Origin of the sequence: Streptomyces sp. NBC_00237 (assembly GCF_026342435.1) — a bacterium.
Lineage (GTDB): Bacteria > Actinomycetota > Actinomycetes > Streptomycetales > Streptomycetaceae > Streptomyces.
In genome coordinates, this window is record NZ_JAPEMT010000001.1 from 756,599 (window position 1) to 770,271 (window position 13,673).

The 13,673-nt window shown below is 71.3% G+C and carries 19 protein-coding genes and 1 pseudogene; 10 read left to right on the forward strand and 10 right to left on the reverse strand.

The genetic code is table 11. The features are described 5' to 3' along the window. Positions 1-26 precede the first annotated feature (26 nt). Positions 27-542, forward strand: a complete 516-nt coding sequence (locus OG897_RS03270) for a carboxymuconolactone decarboxylase family protein (RefSeq protein ID WP_266652710.1) — start codon at positions 27-29, stop codon at positions 540-542. Between the two features lie 119 nt (positions 543-661). Here OG897_RS03270 and OG897_RS03275 read toward each other — a convergent pair whose 3' ends face one another. Continuing rightward, a complete protein-coding gene (locus OG897_RS03275; RefSeq protein ID WP_266652712.1) occupies positions 662-1,159 on the reverse strand; it encodes a peptidylprolyl isomerase in 498 nt (165 codons plus the stop codon). Between the two features lie 218 nt (positions 1,160-1,377). On the opposite strand from OG897_RS03275, the gene OG897_RS03280 reads away from it, so the two are divergent. Both OG897_RS03280 and OG897_RS03285 read left to right on the forward strand, forming a co-directional pair. Then, positions 1,378-1,830 (forward strand): hypothetical protein, encoded by a 453-nt coding sequence (locus OG897_RS03280; RefSeq protein ID WP_266652714.1) that lies wholly within the window; start codon positions 1,378-1,380, stop codon positions 1,828-1,830. A gap of 268 nt (positions 1,831-2,098) precedes the next feature. After that, positions 2,099-2,488, forward strand: a complete 390-nt coding sequence (locus OG897_RS03285) for a hypothetical protein (protein WP_266652716.1) — start codon at positions 2,099-2,101, stop codon at positions 2,486-2,488. Here OG897_RS03285 and OG897_RS03290 read toward each other — a convergent pair. The 3 genes from OG897_RS03290 to OG897_RS03300 form a co-directional block, all read right to left on the reverse strand. After that, complete coding sequence (locus OG897_RS03290; protein ID WP_266652718.1) at positions 2,468-2,800, reverse strand: hypothetical protein; 333 nt, start codon at positions 2,798-2,800, stop codon at positions 2,468-2,470. The two genes, OG897_RS03285 and OG897_RS03290, sit on opposite strands and share 21 nt — an antisense overlap. A gap of 177 nt (positions 2,801-2,977) precedes the next feature. Beyond that, positions 2,978-3,202, reverse strand: a complete 225-nt coding sequence (locus OG897_RS03295) for a hypothetical protein (RefSeq protein WP_266652720.1) — start codon at positions 3,200-3,202, stop codon at positions 2,978-2,980. After that, positions 3,189-3,881, reverse strand: coding sequence for a GDSL-type esterase/lipase family protein (locus tag OG897_RS03300; protein ID WP_323187977.1), 693 nt, complete (start codon positions 3,879-3,881; stop codon positions 3,189-3,191). The genes OG897_RS03295 and OG897_RS03300 overlap by 14 nt, the downstream gene beginning before the upstream one ends. 59 nt (positions 3,882-3,940) lie before the next feature. On the opposite strand from OG897_RS03300, the gene OG897_RS03305 reads away from it, so the two are divergent. Further along, positions 3,941-4,936 (forward strand): WD40 repeat domain-containing protein, encoded by a 996-nt coding sequence (locus OG897_RS03305; RefSeq protein ID WP_266652722.1) that lies wholly within the window; start codon positions 3,941-3,943, stop codon positions 4,934-4,936. A 479-nt stretch (positions 4,937-5,415) separates the two neighbouring features. Here OG897_RS03305 and OG897_RS03310 read toward each other — a convergent pair whose 3' ends face one another. Then, complete coding sequence (locus OG897_RS03310; protein ID WP_266652724.1) at positions 5,416-5,538, reverse strand: hypothetical protein; 123 nt, start codon at positions 5,536-5,538, stop codon at positions 5,416-5,418. 263 nt (positions 5,539-5,801) lie between these two features. On the opposite strand from OG897_RS03310, the gene OG897_RS03315 reads away from it, so the two are divergent. The 4 genes from OG897_RS03315 to OG897_RS03330 all read left to right on the forward strand — a co-directional run bounded on the left by OG897_RS03315 (position 5,802) and on the right by OG897_RS03330 (position 6,823). Next, the gene (locus tag OG897_RS03315) at positions 5,802-5,933 is read left to right on the forward strand and encodes a hypothetical protein (protein ID WP_266652726.1); all 132 of its coding nucleotides are present in this window, start codon (positions 5,802-5,804) and stop codon (positions 5,931-5,933) included. 3 nt (positions 5,934-5,936) lie between these two features. After that, complete coding sequence (locus OG897_RS03320) at positions 5,937-6,095, forward strand: hypothetical protein (RefSeq protein WP_266652728.1); 159 nt, start codon at positions 5,937-5,939, stop codon at positions 6,093-6,095. A gap of 84 nt (positions 6,096-6,179) precedes the next feature. Then, complete coding sequence (locus tag OG897_RS03325) at positions 6,180-6,329, forward strand: hypothetical protein (RefSeq protein ID WP_266652730.1); 150 nt, start codon at positions 6,180-6,182, stop codon at positions 6,327-6,329. 32 nt (positions 6,330-6,361) lie between these two features. Continuing rightward, positions 6,362-6,823, forward strand: a complete 462-nt coding sequence (locus tag OG897_RS03330) for a hypothetical protein (protein WP_266652732.1) — start codon at positions 6,362-6,364, stop codon at positions 6,821-6,823. 115 nt (positions 6,824-6,938) lie between these two features. Here OG897_RS03330 and OG897_RS03335 read toward each other — a convergent pair whose 3' ends face one another. Next, positions 6,939-7,772, reverse strand: coding sequence for a TetR/AcrR family transcriptional regulator (locus OG897_RS03335; protein ID WP_266652734.1), 834 nt, complete (start codon positions 7,770-7,772; stop codon positions 6,939-6,941). Between the two features lie 136 nt (positions 7,773-7,908). Here OG897_RS03335 and OG897_RS03340 point away from each other — a divergent pair, with 136 nt between their 5' ends. Continuing rightward, positions 7,909-8,859: an ATP-binding cassette domain-containing protein gene (locus tag OG897_RS03340; protein WP_266656526.1), complete on the forward strand. Its 951-nt coding sequence runs from the start codon at positions 7,909-7,911 to the stop codon at positions 8,857-8,859. Further along, positions 8,856-9,113: pseudogene (locus tag OG897_RS03345) on the forward strand (ABC transporter permease); the annotation flags it as partial. The gene OG897_RS03340 and the pseudogene OG897_RS03345, both read left to right, overlap by 4 nt. Positions 9,114-9,186: 73 nt before the next feature. On the opposite strand, the gene serC reads toward OG897_RS03345, so the two are convergent. The 4 genes from serC to OG897_RS03365 all read right to left on the reverse strand — a co-directional run bounded on the left by serC (position 9,187) and on the right by OG897_RS03365 (position 13,636). After that, a complete protein-coding gene (gene serC, locus OG897_RS03350; RefSeq protein ID WP_266652736.1) occupies positions 9,187-10,305 on the reverse strand; it encodes a phosphoserine transaminase in 1,119 nt (372 codons plus the stop codon). Positions 10,306-10,423: 118 nt separating this feature from the next. Then, positions 10,424-11,707, reverse strand: coding sequence for a cytochrome P450 (locus OG897_RS03355; protein ID WP_266652738.1), 1,284 nt, complete (start codon positions 11,705-11,707; stop codon positions 10,424-10,426). A gap of 19 nt (positions 11,708-11,726) precedes the next feature. Then, positions 11,727-12,998, reverse strand: a complete 1,272-nt coding sequence (locus OG897_RS03360; RefSeq protein WP_266652740.1) for a cytochrome P450 — start codon at positions 12,996-12,998, stop codon at positions 11,727-11,729. After that, on the reverse strand, positions 12,995-13,636 hold the full coding sequence (locus OG897_RS03365) for an ATP/GTP-binding protein (RefSeq protein WP_266656528.1): 642 nt from the start codon (positions 13,634-13,636) through the stop codon (positions 12,995-12,997). The genes OG897_RS03360 and OG897_RS03365 overlap by 4 nt, the downstream gene beginning before the upstream one ends. Positions 13,637-13,673 lie beyond the last annotated feature (37 nt).

Genomic DNA, 13,673 nt, shown 5'->3' on the forward strand with positions numbered 1-13,673 from the left:
TGCGACGTACGACTGAGGAGTCGCCCGTGCCCTTCACCGAACCCTTCGCCGAGCACACCGTCGAGACGGCCCCCGCCGGTTCCGTCCGGGCCCTTGAGGGCATCGCCAAGAACCTCGGCTCCGTGCCGCCCCCGGCCGCGAAGCAGGCCGAGTCGCCCGAGCTGCTGAACGGGTTCCTGCGGATGAGCGCGCTGTTCGAGAGCGTGACGCTGGAGCCGGTGGCGCGGGAGGTCGTCATCATGACGGTCGCCGCGCGCAACGAGTGCGGGCTGTGCGTGCGAATGCATGCGGGGAAACTGGAGAAGTTGGGGGCGGGGAAGTCGCTCGTCGCGGCGCTCGCGGAGCAACGCCCTTTGGAATCCGCCGAGTTGGAAGCCGTACGCGTCTTCACGTGTGCCGTGCTGGACGGGCGCGGGGAGGTCGACGACGCCCGGCTCGAAGCGTTTTACGCGCACGGGTACACGCGGCGCAACGCCCTCGAAGTCGTCCTCGGGATCGGTACGTACACCCTGTCCACCTTCGCCAACCGCCTTGTGGGGTAGCGGACTTGCTCCCTGCTTCCGGGGCTTCCGGGGCTTCCGGGGAGGGGGCGACGGCCCGGCGTCGGGGAGACGCCGGGCCGTCGGGGAACCCGTGCGGAGGCCGCCGAGGCGGCCGCCGGTCAGAGCTGGCCGGAAGAGGCGATCGTGATCTTCGCCGAGGTGCGACCCGACTGCGAGCCGAGCGACTCGATCTTCTTGACGAGCTTCATGCTCTCCTCGTCCGCGACCTCACCGAACACGACGTGCTTGCCGTCGAGCCAGCCGGTCACGATCGTGGTGATGAAGAACTGCGAGCCGTTCGTGTTCTTGCCCGCGTTGGCCATCGAGAGCAGACCCGGCTTGGTGTGCTTCAGCTGGAAGTTCTCGTCCGCGAACTTCTCGCCGTAGATCGACTTGCCGCCGGTGCCGTCACCGCGCGTGAAGTCGCCGCCCTGGAGCATGAACTCCGGGATCACGCGGTGGAAGGAGGATCCGGCGTAGCCGAAGCCCTGCTCGCCCGTGCAGAGGGCGCGGAAGTTCTCGGCCGTCTTCGGGACGACGTCCTCGAAGAGGTTGAAGGTGATGCGGCCCGCGGGCTCGTCGTTGATCGTGATGTCGAAGTACGTCTGGATCGTCATGGGGGCAATCCTGACACCTGGGGGGTGCGGGCTGCCAACCGGGCCATGAATGTGCAGGTCAGTGCGTAGACGTGGGGTGCGGACGCGGGGCGCGATCGTCCCCGGCGCGTGGGACGCGAGGGCCTTGGTGGTGGCAGGGCGGTGAGGGCCGCAGGTCATGCCGCACACGGGCCGGGGCCCGGGGTGCCACCCGGACGGCCCTGCGCGATGATCAAGGGATGGGACAGGAAAAGCTGCCGTCGACCGAATCCGCCGTCGCCGCGATCCGTGAGGTCGCGCGCCAGTACGGGCGGGAGGTGAAGGTGACGGACGACATCGGGACCGACCAGGTGACGCGGCGCACCGGCGCGGGTGTCTTCGCGGTGACGGACGCGGGCGGCGCGCTGCCGCACGACGCGTTCGTCGAGCTGAGCGGGTCGCCCGTGGTGGCCGTGCAGTTGTACGCGGACGGGGACGCGAGGTTCGTGGTCGACGGGGTGGACGTGCCGGACGTGCCGCGCGACTCGGTGCCCGCGTTCCTGCGGTCGGTGTACGGGGGGCTGGCGTATGTGAAGGGCCGCCTCCTCCCGCCCGGTTACTTCCTCGTCGTACCGCTGCCGGGGGACGAGACGTACAAGGAGATGGTGCCGTCGAATCTGCTCTCGCCGTGGTTGGCGGGGCGGCTGAGGTGAAGTGAGGAGAGGTGGGGGGAAAGTGGCTGGCGGGTGGATGTGAAGTGGCGTGTGGGGTGGGTGTGTTGGGCGTTAGTGGAGTGTTAGCGGGGTTCGCCAATATGGGGCTGATGCGATCTTGAACCCGTTTCGGGCGAAGCACGGAAGAGGGCTCCATGAAGGCAAGAATCGTCACCACGGCGTTAGCCGTTGTGTTGGCCGCCGGGTCGGCGGGGGTGGTGGTCGTCAACGCGTCCGCTTCGGAGGGCGTGGGCACCTATCTGGGGTTGTGCGGCCCCGGCGGGCCGTCGTCATCGGCGCCGCCGTCGGCTCCTGGGGCGGAGCCGTCGTCGACGCCGCCGTCCGCGCCGGTGTCGAGCAGTGCACCGGAGCCGCCGGTGTCGAGCAGCCCGCCCGAGCCTCCGGCATCGAGCAGTGCCCCCGAGCCCCCTGCGTCGAGCAGTGCCCCCGAGCCCCCTGCGTCGAGCAGTCCGCCGGAGCCTCCTGCTTCGAGCAGTGCGCCCGAGCCTCCTGCGTCGAGCAGTGCCCCCGAGCCCCCGGAGTCGGAGGGTGGGACGACGCCTCCGCCCGTGCCGGATTCCGGCGGCGCGACGGACGTACCTTCGGAACCCGCTGGGGACCGGGCCCGCGCGGCGGGTCAGGCTGCGGCAGAGGGTGACGGGGACGGCTCGTGGCTGTGTCCTTCAGGGGCCCCGTCGACCCCTGGGTCCGCTCCGTCGTCGGCGCTGCCGACGCACTCGGAGAGCAGTACGACGCGTCCCTCCGCGCCCGCGTCGAGCAGTGTGCCGGGATCGCCGCCCGAGTCCGGGAAGCCGCAGCCCTCGGCACCCGTGTCGAGCAGTGCGGCACCGCCTCCCGCGCCGGAGACCAGCAGTGCGGCCCCTCCCTCGGCTCCCGTGACGAGCGGTGTGCCCGCACGGCCGGACCCGCGCGAGTCGGCGGGGGTGCCCCCGGAGTCGGGTGGCGGCATGACGACGCGGCCGGGGCTGTCGGGCGGCTCGGGCGGCTCGGCGGAGATCCTGCCGCACTACAACTGAGGGCCGTGAGGCGCTGAGCGGCGTCCGGGGCGGGGAGTTCGGCTTCCCCGCCCCGGCGCACGCATGCCCACGCGCATGCCCACGCGCAGGCGCAGCGAACAGCGCCTGGATCAGCGGCAGTTGGGCCCGGTCCAGTCCGGGTCGTCCTGGGCGGTGGGCAGGGTGTGGTACCCCTCCGAGTAGTGGTTCGTCCAGCCGCAGACGCCGCACGCGTAACGGCCGTCGAGGCCCGCTATCTCCGTGCCGCAGCGGCGGCAGTTGGTGTACGTGATCTCGGGTGGGGCGGGGGTGGGCCCCGAGGAGCCCGTGGCCTTCTGCGGCTTACGCGAATTCATGATTCAGGGAGTATGCGGCACCGACGCCCCACGCCTGGTGCATCGCGTCGGCGAAGGCCGCGGCGAGCTTGTGTTCGCCGGTCGGGCCCGGGTGCGTGCCGTCGTACGTGTCTGTGTGGATGTCGTACGTGGGATGGGGCGTGGCCAGCAGGAGGGGTGAGGCGGCGGAGCCCCGGTCGGCGACCGTCGTGGCGAGGAGTTCGTTGAAGCGGGCGCACTGGGCGGCGAAGGGGGCGTCGCGCTCGGCGCGGACGTTGGGGATGACCGGGTGGACGGCGACGCGGATGCGGGGGTTCGCGGCGCGGGCCTCGGTGAGGAAGAGGTCGAGGTTGGCGGCGGTCTGTTCGGCGTTCGTGTAGAAGCCGAGGTCGATCAGGCCGAGGGAGACCAGGAGGGTGTCCGCGCCGGTCTCCAGGACCGTGGAGCGGATCGCCGGGGCCATGTGCAGCCAGCCCTCGCCCCAGCCCGCGAGGTGGCGGCGGGCGGTGAAGTCCTCGGCGGCGTACGCGTGCGAGGTGGGGGCGGCCGTGGCCGGGTCGTACAGGGTGGTGCGGGGGCCGACGATCTCGTACTCCCCGGGCGTCGTCGCTTCCAGGTGCTGCCACATGCGGTAGCGCCAGGTGTAGTCGCCGGGACAGCCGATGGTCATGGAGTCACCGACGAAGAGGAAGCTGTGCATCCGATCATCTTCGGGGATGGGACGCGGGGGCTGCATCGTGATGCTGAACACTTGGGTGCATGCGCTCTTCTCGTACGTGTGTAGTCGCGGTCGCCGCTCTGGGGCTGGCCCTCGTGTCCCCGGCGGTGGCCGTCGCGGACGACGGGGGGTTCACGATCAAGGACCCCCGGATCACGGAGTCGAGCGGGCTCGCGGCCAGCCGCGCGCACCCCGGCGTGTACTGGACGCACAACGACCAGGACGGGCCGTACGTGTACGCGGTGGATTCCAGGACCGGGGAGACCGTCGCGCGGATCACGATGAAGGGGGTCGGGAAGCCCCGTGACATGGAGGCGATCTCGGTCGGCCCGGACGGTGACGTGTACGTGGGGGACATCGGGGACAACCTGGGCGGGTCGTGGGACCACGTGTGGATCTACCGGTTTCCCGAGCCGAAGGAGCTGAAGGACCAGACCGTACGGGCCACTCAGTACGACGTGAAGTACGCGGACGGGGCGCGGAACGCGGAGGCGATGATGGTCCATCCGAAGACGGGGCGGGTGTACATCGGGTCCAAGGAGGAGGACGGGGCGGGGCTCTACGAGGGGCCTTCGAAGCTGGACTCCGGGCGGACGAACGTGTTCCGGAAGGTGCACGGGATTCCGTGGGTGACGGACGGGGCGTTCTCGCCGGACGGGAAGCGGCTGGTGCTGCGGTCGTATCTGGGGGCGGAGAGCTTCGCGTGGCCCCAGATGGGGGAGGGGAAGGGGCTCGGCATCGGCTACCGGGGGCAGGCGGAGTCGGTGACGTTCACGCCGGACGGGAGGACGATGCTGTTCGGGGCGGAGGGGGAGCAGAGCGAGGTGTTCGCGCTGGCGGTGGAGGAGGGCGAGGGGGCCACTCCCGGAGGCGGGACCTCCGAGTCCCCGTCGGGCTCGGGCTCGGGCTCCGGCTCCGGTGGGTCCGGTGGGTCCGGTTCACCGGAGGACACGGGGCTGTCGGGGAAGGGCGTGCTGGTGCTGGGGCTTGCGGGGGTGGCGGTGCTGGCGTGGCTGGGGTTCCGCCGGAAGAGGTAGGCGGTGGCGGGAGGCGAGGACGCGGAGAGCGGGCCTTCGGCCTGGTGGCTCCGGTCAGCGCGGGTGCCGGTTCGTGGCGGACTGTGGGTGATCGGCCACTTGGGTGCATGCCAGCGCGCCGGATGATTGTCCGAAGATCGGTCACTCCACACTGGCCCTGCCATCTGACGCAACATCAGAAAAGGGACGCCAGTGTCAGCATCGTCAACTTTCCGGTCGGACGCCGCCCGCCGCCTGGGTGCCGGGGTGGTGACACTCGGCGTCTCTGCGGCGCTGGTGGCCCCCGGCGTCGCGCAGGCCACGACTCTCGCGGATCTCGCCGCCACTTCCCCGGAGCCCGCCGCGGCGGCGCGGCCCGTGCCGGGCAAGGTCACTTCCCGGATCGGCCAGTTCGTCCGGACGAAACCGGCTGCGGTACCGCCGCGCATCGGCGAGTACCGGCCGGGTGCGCGCGTGAACCTGAAGTGCAAGGTGCGTGGTCAGAACGTCGCGGGCAACTCGATCTGGTACCGGCTGTACGACAGGACCGGGTGGATGAGCGCGCGGTACGTGACGAACCTGGCGTACGTGCCGTGGTGCCCGAAGGACGACGAGGGGGGCAAGGGCCAGAAGGGCGACAAGGGGGACAGGGGCGAGCCGGGACCCGTGGGCCCGAGGGGGGACACCGGCCCGGTCGGCCCGGTCGGCCCGGTCGGCCCGAAGGGCGACAAGGGTGAGCGGGGAGAGCCCGGTGCTTCCGCTCGGAAGGGTGACGTGGGCCCCGAGGGTCCTGCGGGTCCGGCCGGTCCGGCTGGCCCCCAGGGTGCGGAGGGGGCCGCTGGTGCGGCGGGCCCGAAGGGCGAGAAGGGTGACACCGGAGCCGACGGTGCGAGCGGCCCCGCAGGCCCGGCGGGCCCGGCCGGGCCTGTGGGTGCGGACGGCCCCGCTGGCCCCGCTGGCGAGAAGGGTGACACCGGCGCGGCTGGTCCGACGGGTCCTGCTGGTGCGGACGGTGTGAAGGGTGAGACCGGACCGGTCGGGCCTGCGGGTGCTGCTGGCCCTGCTGGTGCGAAGGGTGAGACGGGTGCCGCTGGCGAGAAGGGTGACACCGGCGCGGCCGGGCCTGCGGGCGCGGATGGCCGCGCTGGCCCCGTCGGCCCTGCTGGTGCGGACGGTGTGAAAGGCGAGACCGGCCCTGCTGGTCCTGCCGGTGCGAAGGGTGACACCGGTGTGGTTGGGCCTGCTGGTGCGGACGGTGTGAAGGGTGAGACCGGGCCGGTCGGGCCTGCGGGCGCGGACGGTGCTGCTGGCCCTGCTGGCCCTGCTGGCCCTGCTGGCCCTGCTGGCCCCGCTGGTGCGAAGGGTGACACCGGTGCCGCTGGTCCCACGGGCCCGGCTGGTGCGGACGGTGTGAAGGGCGAGAAGGGCGAGAAGGGTGACACCGGCGTGGCTGGCGCCACGGGTCCGGCCGGTGCGGACGGTGCGAAGGGCGAGACCGGTGCCGCCGGGCCCACCGGTCCTGCTGGACCCACCGGTCCTGCCGGGCCCACCGGTGCCGCCGGGCCCACCGGTCCTGCCGGGGCTGACGGAGCCAAGGGTGAGAAGGGCGACCCCGGGCCCAACAAGCTTCCCAAGGTGACCGAGGTGGCGGGCCCTCCGGTCATGCTGCCCACCACTCGGGGCCAGAACGTCACGGCCACCGCCGTGTGCCCCGCAGGCTCGCAGGTGACGGGCGGCGGCTTCTTGCACGGTGCCCGGACCCAGAGCGACGGGAACCTCGACAACTGGTTCTGGCAGAGCAAGGCCGACCTGCCGACCAACTCGTGGAAGGTCTCCTGGCAGCAGATGAACTCCTCGGCGACCACCTTCCAGATCACCCCGTACGCCTACTGCTCTTCGTACAGCTAGGAACGTGCGGGGCCAACAGCCCCACCCCGCCCCACCCCCGCCGCCGTGCGGACCGGCACGCAGTCGTCGGTCCGCACGGCGGCGGCTCCGTACCCGCGCCCGTACCCGCGCCGGATCAGCTGCCCGCGCGCCGCTCCACCAGCACCGCGAACCCGTCGATCAGCCGCTCCAGGCCGAAGGCGAAGTGGTCGAAGGAGGGGTCGAAGGTGTCCTCGGAGAGGGCGGCCATCGCCGGGTAGTCCCCGCTCAGCATCGCCCTCTCCAGGTAGGGCTGCTGGCCCGCCCAGAAGGAGTCGTGGTCGAGGCCGGTCTCGTCCACGGCTTCCGTCGCCTCGATCTCCATGCGGGCGGTTCCGGCCGCGAAGCTGTTCACCGCGAGGATGACCGAGAGCAGTTCGGGGTCGGTGAAGCCGGTCATGGCGCGCAGGCCCTTCAGTGACGCCTCCAGCGTGTTCAGCGAGCGCGGGCCCAGCAGGGCGCGGCTCTGGTTGACCTTGAGCAGCCACGGGTGCCTGCGGTGCAGTTCGAGCGTGCCGTGCGCGATCGCCGACACGGCCCCCTGCCAGTCCGTTGCCTCGGCGGGGTTGTGGGCCTCGATCAGATCGCTCTGGACCCGGTCCAGCATCAGGTCGAGCAGCTCCGTCTTTCCGGGGACGTACCGGTAGAGCGACATCGTCCCGGTGCCGAGCTCGCTCGCGAGGCGGCGCATGGAGAGGGTGTCGAGGCCCTCCGCGTCGGCGAGGCGGACCGCCGCGTCGACGACCGCCTCCAGGGAGAGGCCCCGCTTGGGGCCTCGGGCGGGGCGCTCGTCGGTGCCCCAGAGGAGTTCGAGGCTGGGGCGCAGCGCGCCGACGCGGGCTTCCGTGATCTCTTCCAGGTCCTCGTTCGGGCCCTCGCTCAAGCCCTCGTCCAGGTCCTTCGTTCCGTTCGTGCTGTCCGTGTCGCTCATGGGGGTCACCCTATTTCTCGGAAACTGGGTACGACGTACCCGAATTAGAGTACGGTGTACCCAGTTCGATGGGAAGGGGCGTTCCATGAGCGACATCGACCAAGGTTAAGGCGACTGCGCGGTCCGCGCGGAAGGGCTGCGTAAGGTCTACGGCGAGAAGAAGGCCCTCGACGGCTTCGACATGACCGTCCGGCGCGGCACCGTGCACGGCCTGCTCGGGCCGAACGGAGCGGGGAAGACCACGGCGGTCCGCGCCCTGGCGACACTGCTGTCGCTGGACGGGGGCCGGGCCGAGGTCGCCGGGCTCGACGTGGCGCGGCAGGCCAGGCAAGTGCGGACGAGGATCGGGCGGACCGGGCAGTACGCCGCCGTGGACGAGATCCTGAGCGGGCGTCAGAATCTGGAGATGTTCGGGCGGCTGTTCCACCTCGGATCGCGCCGGGCCAGGGCGCGGGCCGGGGAGCTTCTCGAACAGTTCGGCCTCGTCGAGGCCGCCGACGAGAACGCGGGCTCGTACAGCGGAGGCATGCGGCGGCGGCTCGACCTCGCCGCGTCGATGATCCTGGCCCCGGAGGTCCTGTTCCTGGACGAGCCGACGACCGGGCTCGACCCGCGCGGGCGCCTCGAAGTCTGGTCATCCCTCCGGGAGTTGGTGGAACGCGGCACGACCGTACTGCTGACCACCCAGTGCCTGGAGGAGGCCGACCGGCTGGCCTCCCGGATCACGGTCATCGACCGGGGGCGGGCCATCGCCGACGACACCCCGGACGGGCTGAAGAGCCAGGTCGGCGGGGACCGTATCGAGGTCGTCGTGGAGCAGGCGGCCGACCTGCCGGTGGTGCTGAAGGTGGTCGCGGGAGTGTCCGAAGTGTCGCCGGAATGCGTGGGGTTGGAGCGCAAGGTGCATGCGCGGGTCGCCGACCGGGTGGCCGCGCTGACCGAGGTGGCGCGGACCTTGCAGGACCAGGGGGTCGCGGTCGAGGACATCGGGCTGCGCAGGCCGAGCCTGGACGACGTGTTCCTGAGCCTGACCGGGCACCGTACGGAGATCTCGGAGAACGAGCGGGCCGAGGAGGTCGCGGCATGAGCGCGGTGGAACTGAAGGTGCAGGACCCGGGCCCTGTCGGGCGACTGGGCTGGGCGGTATCCGACGGATGGAACGTCGCCCGCCGCAGTCTGACCGCCTACCAGCGTCAACCCTCCCTCATCGTCTGGCAGTTGGGCTTCCCGATCGTCTCCGTACTGCTGTACGGATTCGTCTTCGGGGCGGCGATGGTGGTGCCGGGCGGAGGGGACTACAAGGAGTTCCTGATGCCGGGGATGTTCGCCTCGACAATGGCCTTCGGGTGAACGCGAAGGGCCCCGGTGCGCACGTTGGGTGCGCCGGGGCCCTCCACTCCGTACGGAAAACGCGTCAGAGCTGGTCGATGACGTAGTCGATGCACGCCGTCAGCGCCTGCACGTCCGCCGGGTCGACCGCCGGGAACATCGCCACCCGCAGCTGGTTGCGGCCCAGCTTGCGGTACGGCTCCGTGTCGACGATCCCGTTGGCACGCAGGGCCTTCGCGACGGCCGCCGCGTCGATGCCGTCCGCGAAGTCGATCGTGCCGATGACCTGCGAGCGCTTCGCCGGGTCGGTGACGAAGGGCGTCGCGTGCTTCGACGTCTCCGCCCAGGAGTAGAGCGCGTTCGACGAGGCGCCCGTGCGCTTCACCGCCCAGTCCAGGCCGCCCTGCTTGTTCAGCCAGGTCAGCTGCTCGTTGAGCAGGAACAGCGTGGAGAGAGCCGGGGTGTTGTACGTCTGGTTCTTCAGCGAGTTGTCGATCGCCGTCGGGAGCGAGAAGAACTCCGGGACGTGACGGCCCGACGCGTGGATGCGCGCCGCGCGCTCCAGGGCGGCCGGGGAGAACGCCGCCAGCCACAGGCCGCCGTCCGCCGCGAAGGACTTCTGCGGGGCGAAGTAGTAGACGTCGGTCTCGGTGATGTCGACCGGCAGGCCGCCCGCACCGGACGTGGCGTCCACCAGGACGAGGGACCCGGAGTCCGCGCCCGCGACCCGCTTGATCGGGGCCGCGACACCGGTGGAGGTCTCGTTGTGGGTGTACGCGTAGACGTCGACGCCCGCCTCCGCCTTCGGGTCCGGGTGCGTGCCCGGGTCCGAGGCGATCACGGTCGGGTCGGCCAGCCACGGGGCGAGCTTGGCCGCCTTCGCGAACTTCGACGAGAACTCGCCGAAGGACAGGTGCTGGGACTTGTTGTCAATCAGGCCGTGCGTCGCGACGTCCCAGAAGGCGGTGGAACCGCCGTTGCCCAGGATCACCTCGTAGCCCTCGGGGAGGGAGAAGAGGTCGCGCACGCCGTCCCGGACCGAGCCGACCAGGTTCTTGACCGGGGCTTGGCGGTGGGACGTGCCCATGAGGGAAGTGCCGGTGGCGGCAAGCGCGTCGAGCGCCTCCGTCCGTACCTTGGAGGGGCCCGCGCCGAAACGGCCGTCGGCGGGCTTGATGTCAGCGGGAATCTGGATCTCAGCCACGAGCCGGAGCGTAGCCCCTTGTGGGGGGCGGTCGTTACATCCGTCCGGCGGATGAGACGACGGACACTCCGGCTCGTGTCGTCGGTTCGTACGAGATCCCTGTACGGGAAGACGCAGGTCAGGTCCGCTTGCCCAGGCGTACGGGCACCTCGACGAGGTCGTTCTGGGTGACGACGGCCTTGTTGCGGAGGTCGGAGGCGGGCACCGCGAGGGTGAGGTCGGGGAAGCGCGCGTACAGGGCGGGCAGGGCGACGGCCGCCTCCAGGCGGGCCAGCGCCGCGCCGGGGCAGACGTGGGGGCCGTACCCGAAGGAGATGTGCTTCACGCCGCTCTCGCGGGTGATGTCGAAGTCCTCCGCCGTGTCGCCGTGGACCAGTTCGTCACGGCCGAGCGCGCCGAACGAGATCACCAGGCCCTCGCCCTTGGGCAGCACGCTGTCGCCGACGGGCACGTCCTCGGTCGCGTACCGGAGGAGGACGTGCGAGGTCGGCGTGGACCAGCGCAGCGTCTCCTCGATGACGGCCTCCCAGGAGACCTCGCCCGCCATCACCTTGGCGCGCTGGTCGGGGTGGGTCTCCAGGCCGATGACGGCCTGGAGGATCAGGCTGATCGTCGTCTCGTGACCGGCGATGACCATGACCTTGATGGTGTTGAGGAGTTCCTCCTCGGTGAGCCGGTCGCCCTCCTCCGAGGCGTTGAGCAGGGCGCTGGTGAGGTCGTCCGAGGAGGTGGCGCGCTTCTCCGCGATGACGGCGGTGAAGATCTCGTCGATCTCGGCGATCACCTTCGGCATCTCGCCCGGCTCGGTCTCGCTGGAGAAGAACCGGTCGAAGACCGCCGTCAGACGGGGGCTGACGACCTGCTCGACACCCATCAGCTCGGTGACGACCTGCATCGGCAGCGGCGCCGCGAACAGGGCCTTCAGGTCGACGACCTCGTTCGCGGTGTGCGAGGAGAGGTTCTCCAGGAGGGCGTCGGTGATCGCCTCGATGTTGCCGCGCAGGTGTTCCACCCGGCGCACGGTCAGCGCCTGGGCGACCAGCAGCCGCAGGCGGCGGTGCTCAGGGCCGTCCACGGTCAGCATGGAGGGGCCCGGGTTGACGAAGCCGATCAGGGGCCAGTCCATGGCGATCTCGCCGCGCTGCCAGGCGTTCCAGTGGCCGATGTCCTTGACCACGCGCGGGTCGTTGAGCAGGGCGCGGGCCTCGGTGTGGTGGGTCACGGCGTAGCAGGGCACCCCGCCGGGAAGCACGACGCGGGCCAGCGGGCCCGCCGCGCGGAGTCTCGCGCCCTCGCCGACGAGGTCACTGACCAGTGGGTCCAGGACTATCGCCTCCGCTGCCGCCCCGGCCCCGGTGACGGGGCAGGTCAGGGGGGCGGGGGTTGCGGTCGTGTCGGTCATGCGGTGCCTCCAAGTTCGGTCATGCGGTGCCTCTGAGGGCGGGGGTGGGCGTGAACGTCACCGGCAGTGCGGTCAGTCCGCGCAGCCAGGGGGAGGGGCGACGGGTGAGGGACGCGGCGGGCACGGCCAGGTCGATGTCCGGCAGCCGGTCGAGCAGGACCTCCACGGCCGTACGGGCGATGACCTCCGCCGTCTCCTGCGCGGTGAACGGGCAGCGGTGCTCGCCGTGCCCGAAGGAGAAGAACGCGTTGTTGCCGCCGGTCAGGACGGAGGCGTCGGTACGGACCTGGGGGTCGCCGTTCGCGGCGGCCAGGCCGAGCAGGAGGAGGTCGCCCGAGGCGACCGCGCGGCCGCCCAGGCGCATGTCGCGGGAGGCCCAGCGGCCCGCCACGTTCTGGGTGGGGGTGTCCTCCCAGAGCACCTCGTTCATGGCCTCGGCGACGCTGTGCCGACCACCGGAGAGCGAGGCGGTGAACCGGTCGTCGGTGAGCATCAGACGCAGCGTGTTGCCGATCCAGTCGGCGGTCGGCTGGTGGCCGGCGGCCATCATCACCATCAGGTCCTGGAGGATCTCCTCAGGGCTGAAGCCGTCGGGCCCGGCACCGGCCGCCAGCATGGCGGATGCCACGTCGTGGGCGGGCGCGGCCTGCCGCTCGGCGATGAGCGCCTGGAAGGTCGCCGCGACGTGCTGCTGGCCCGCGAGGGCCCGCTCCCGGCCGTCGATCATGTCGTTCAGGGCGGCGACGAGGTCGGGGCCCTGGGCGTCGGGGATGCCGTAGACCTTCGCCAGGACGCGGACCGGGAGCAGCATCGCGTACCGGTTGATGACGTCGGTCTCGCCCTTGGTGCAGAACGCGTCGATGAGCCCGTCCGCGAACTGCTCCGCGATCCGCCGCAGTTCGAAGGGGTCCACCGCCTCCAGCGCGTCGCTGATCAGCCGGGCGCGGCGGGTGTGGCGTTCGCCGACCGTGTAGAGGATCGACGGCTGCTTGCGGCCGATCATCGGCAGCAGCGGCCAGTCGGCGGGAATGCGCGGCCACTGGTTCCACAGCTCGGAGTCGCGGGAGAAGAGCACCGGGTCGGAGGTGACCTGGTGCAGCTCGCGGTAGCCGACGACCAGCCAGGCCGGTACGTCGCCGGGCAGGACGACCGGGACGACGGGGCCGTGCGCGCGGCGCATCTCGCGGTAGAGGGCGACCGGGTCGGTCTGGAAGCGGGGGCCGGAGAGCGGGACCCGGACTTCTCCGGTGCTGCCGGCGTGCGCGGGGCAGCCCGGGGGCGGTGTGGTCACTGGGAGGTGCTCCCTCGGGCTGCGGCGGCTTCCGCGGTGGGCGTCGTGCGGGCCGCGGTGGACAGGGTGTACAGGTGCTCGACGAGGGTGATCAGCACGTTCTTCGACGACTCCCGGTCGCGGGCGTCGCACGTGACCATCGGTATGTGCTCGGGCAGGTCGAGTGCCTCGCGCACCTGGGCGTCGGTGTGGTGGGCGGCGTCGCCGAAGTCGTTGCGGGCCACGACGAACGGGGTGCCGTGGTGTTCCAGCCGGTCGATGGCGTACCAGGAGTCGGCGAGGCGGCGGGTGTCGACGAGGACGACCGCGCCGAGGGTGCCGGAGAACAGGCGGTCCCAGAGGAACCAGAAGCGTTCCTGGCCGGGCGCGCCGAAGAGGTAGAGGACCGTGCGGGCGTCGACGGATATCCGGCCGAAGTCGAAGGCGACCGTGGTCGAGGTCTTGGCGGAGACGCCGTCGAGGACGTCGACGCTCTCGCCCGCCCGGGTCATCGTCTCCTCGGTGTTGAGGGGACGGATCTCGCTGACGGAGCGCACGAGGGTCGTCTTGCCGACGCCGAAGCCGCCGACGACGACGATCTTGAGGCCGTTGTCGGCGGTGCGGGACAGCTGCCGCTGGGCGCGCGGGATCTGTTGCAGCGCCTGCTGCTGCACTTGTTCCTGCGCCTGTTGCAGC

Coding starts and splice junctions, on each gene's coding strand:
- OG897_RS03280 (WP_266652714.1), top strand. CDS start 1,378: ATGGGACAGGAAAAGCTGCCGTCGACCGAATCCGCCGTCGCCGCGATC.
- OG897_RS03300 (WP_323187977.1), bottom strand. CDS start 3,881: ATGCACAGCTTCCTCTTCGTCGGTGACTCCATGACCATCGGCTGTCCC.
- OG897_RS03290 (WP_266652718.1), bottom strand. CDS start 2,800: ATGCCGCCACCCGACTCCGGGGGCACCCCCGCCGACTCGCGCGGGTCC.
- OG897_RS03355 (WP_266652738.1), bottom strand. CDS start 11,707: ATGACCGACACGACCGCAACCCCCGCCCCCCTGACCTGCCCCGTCACC.
- OG897_RS03335 (WP_266652734.1), bottom strand. CDS start 7,772: ATGAGCGACACGGACAGCACGAACGGAACGAAGGACCTGGACGAGGGC.
- OG897_RS03305 (WP_266652722.1), top strand. CDS start 3,941: ATGCGCTCTTCTCGTACGTGTGTAGTCGCGGTCGCCGCTCTGGGGCTG.
- OG897_RS03275 (WP_266652712.1), bottom strand. CDS start 1,159: ATGACGATCCAGACGTACTTCGACATCACGATCAACGACGAGCCCGCG.
- OG897_RS03295 (WP_266652720.1), bottom strand. CDS start 3,202: ATGAATTCGCGTAAGCCGCAGAAGGCCACGGGCTCCTCGGGGCCCACC.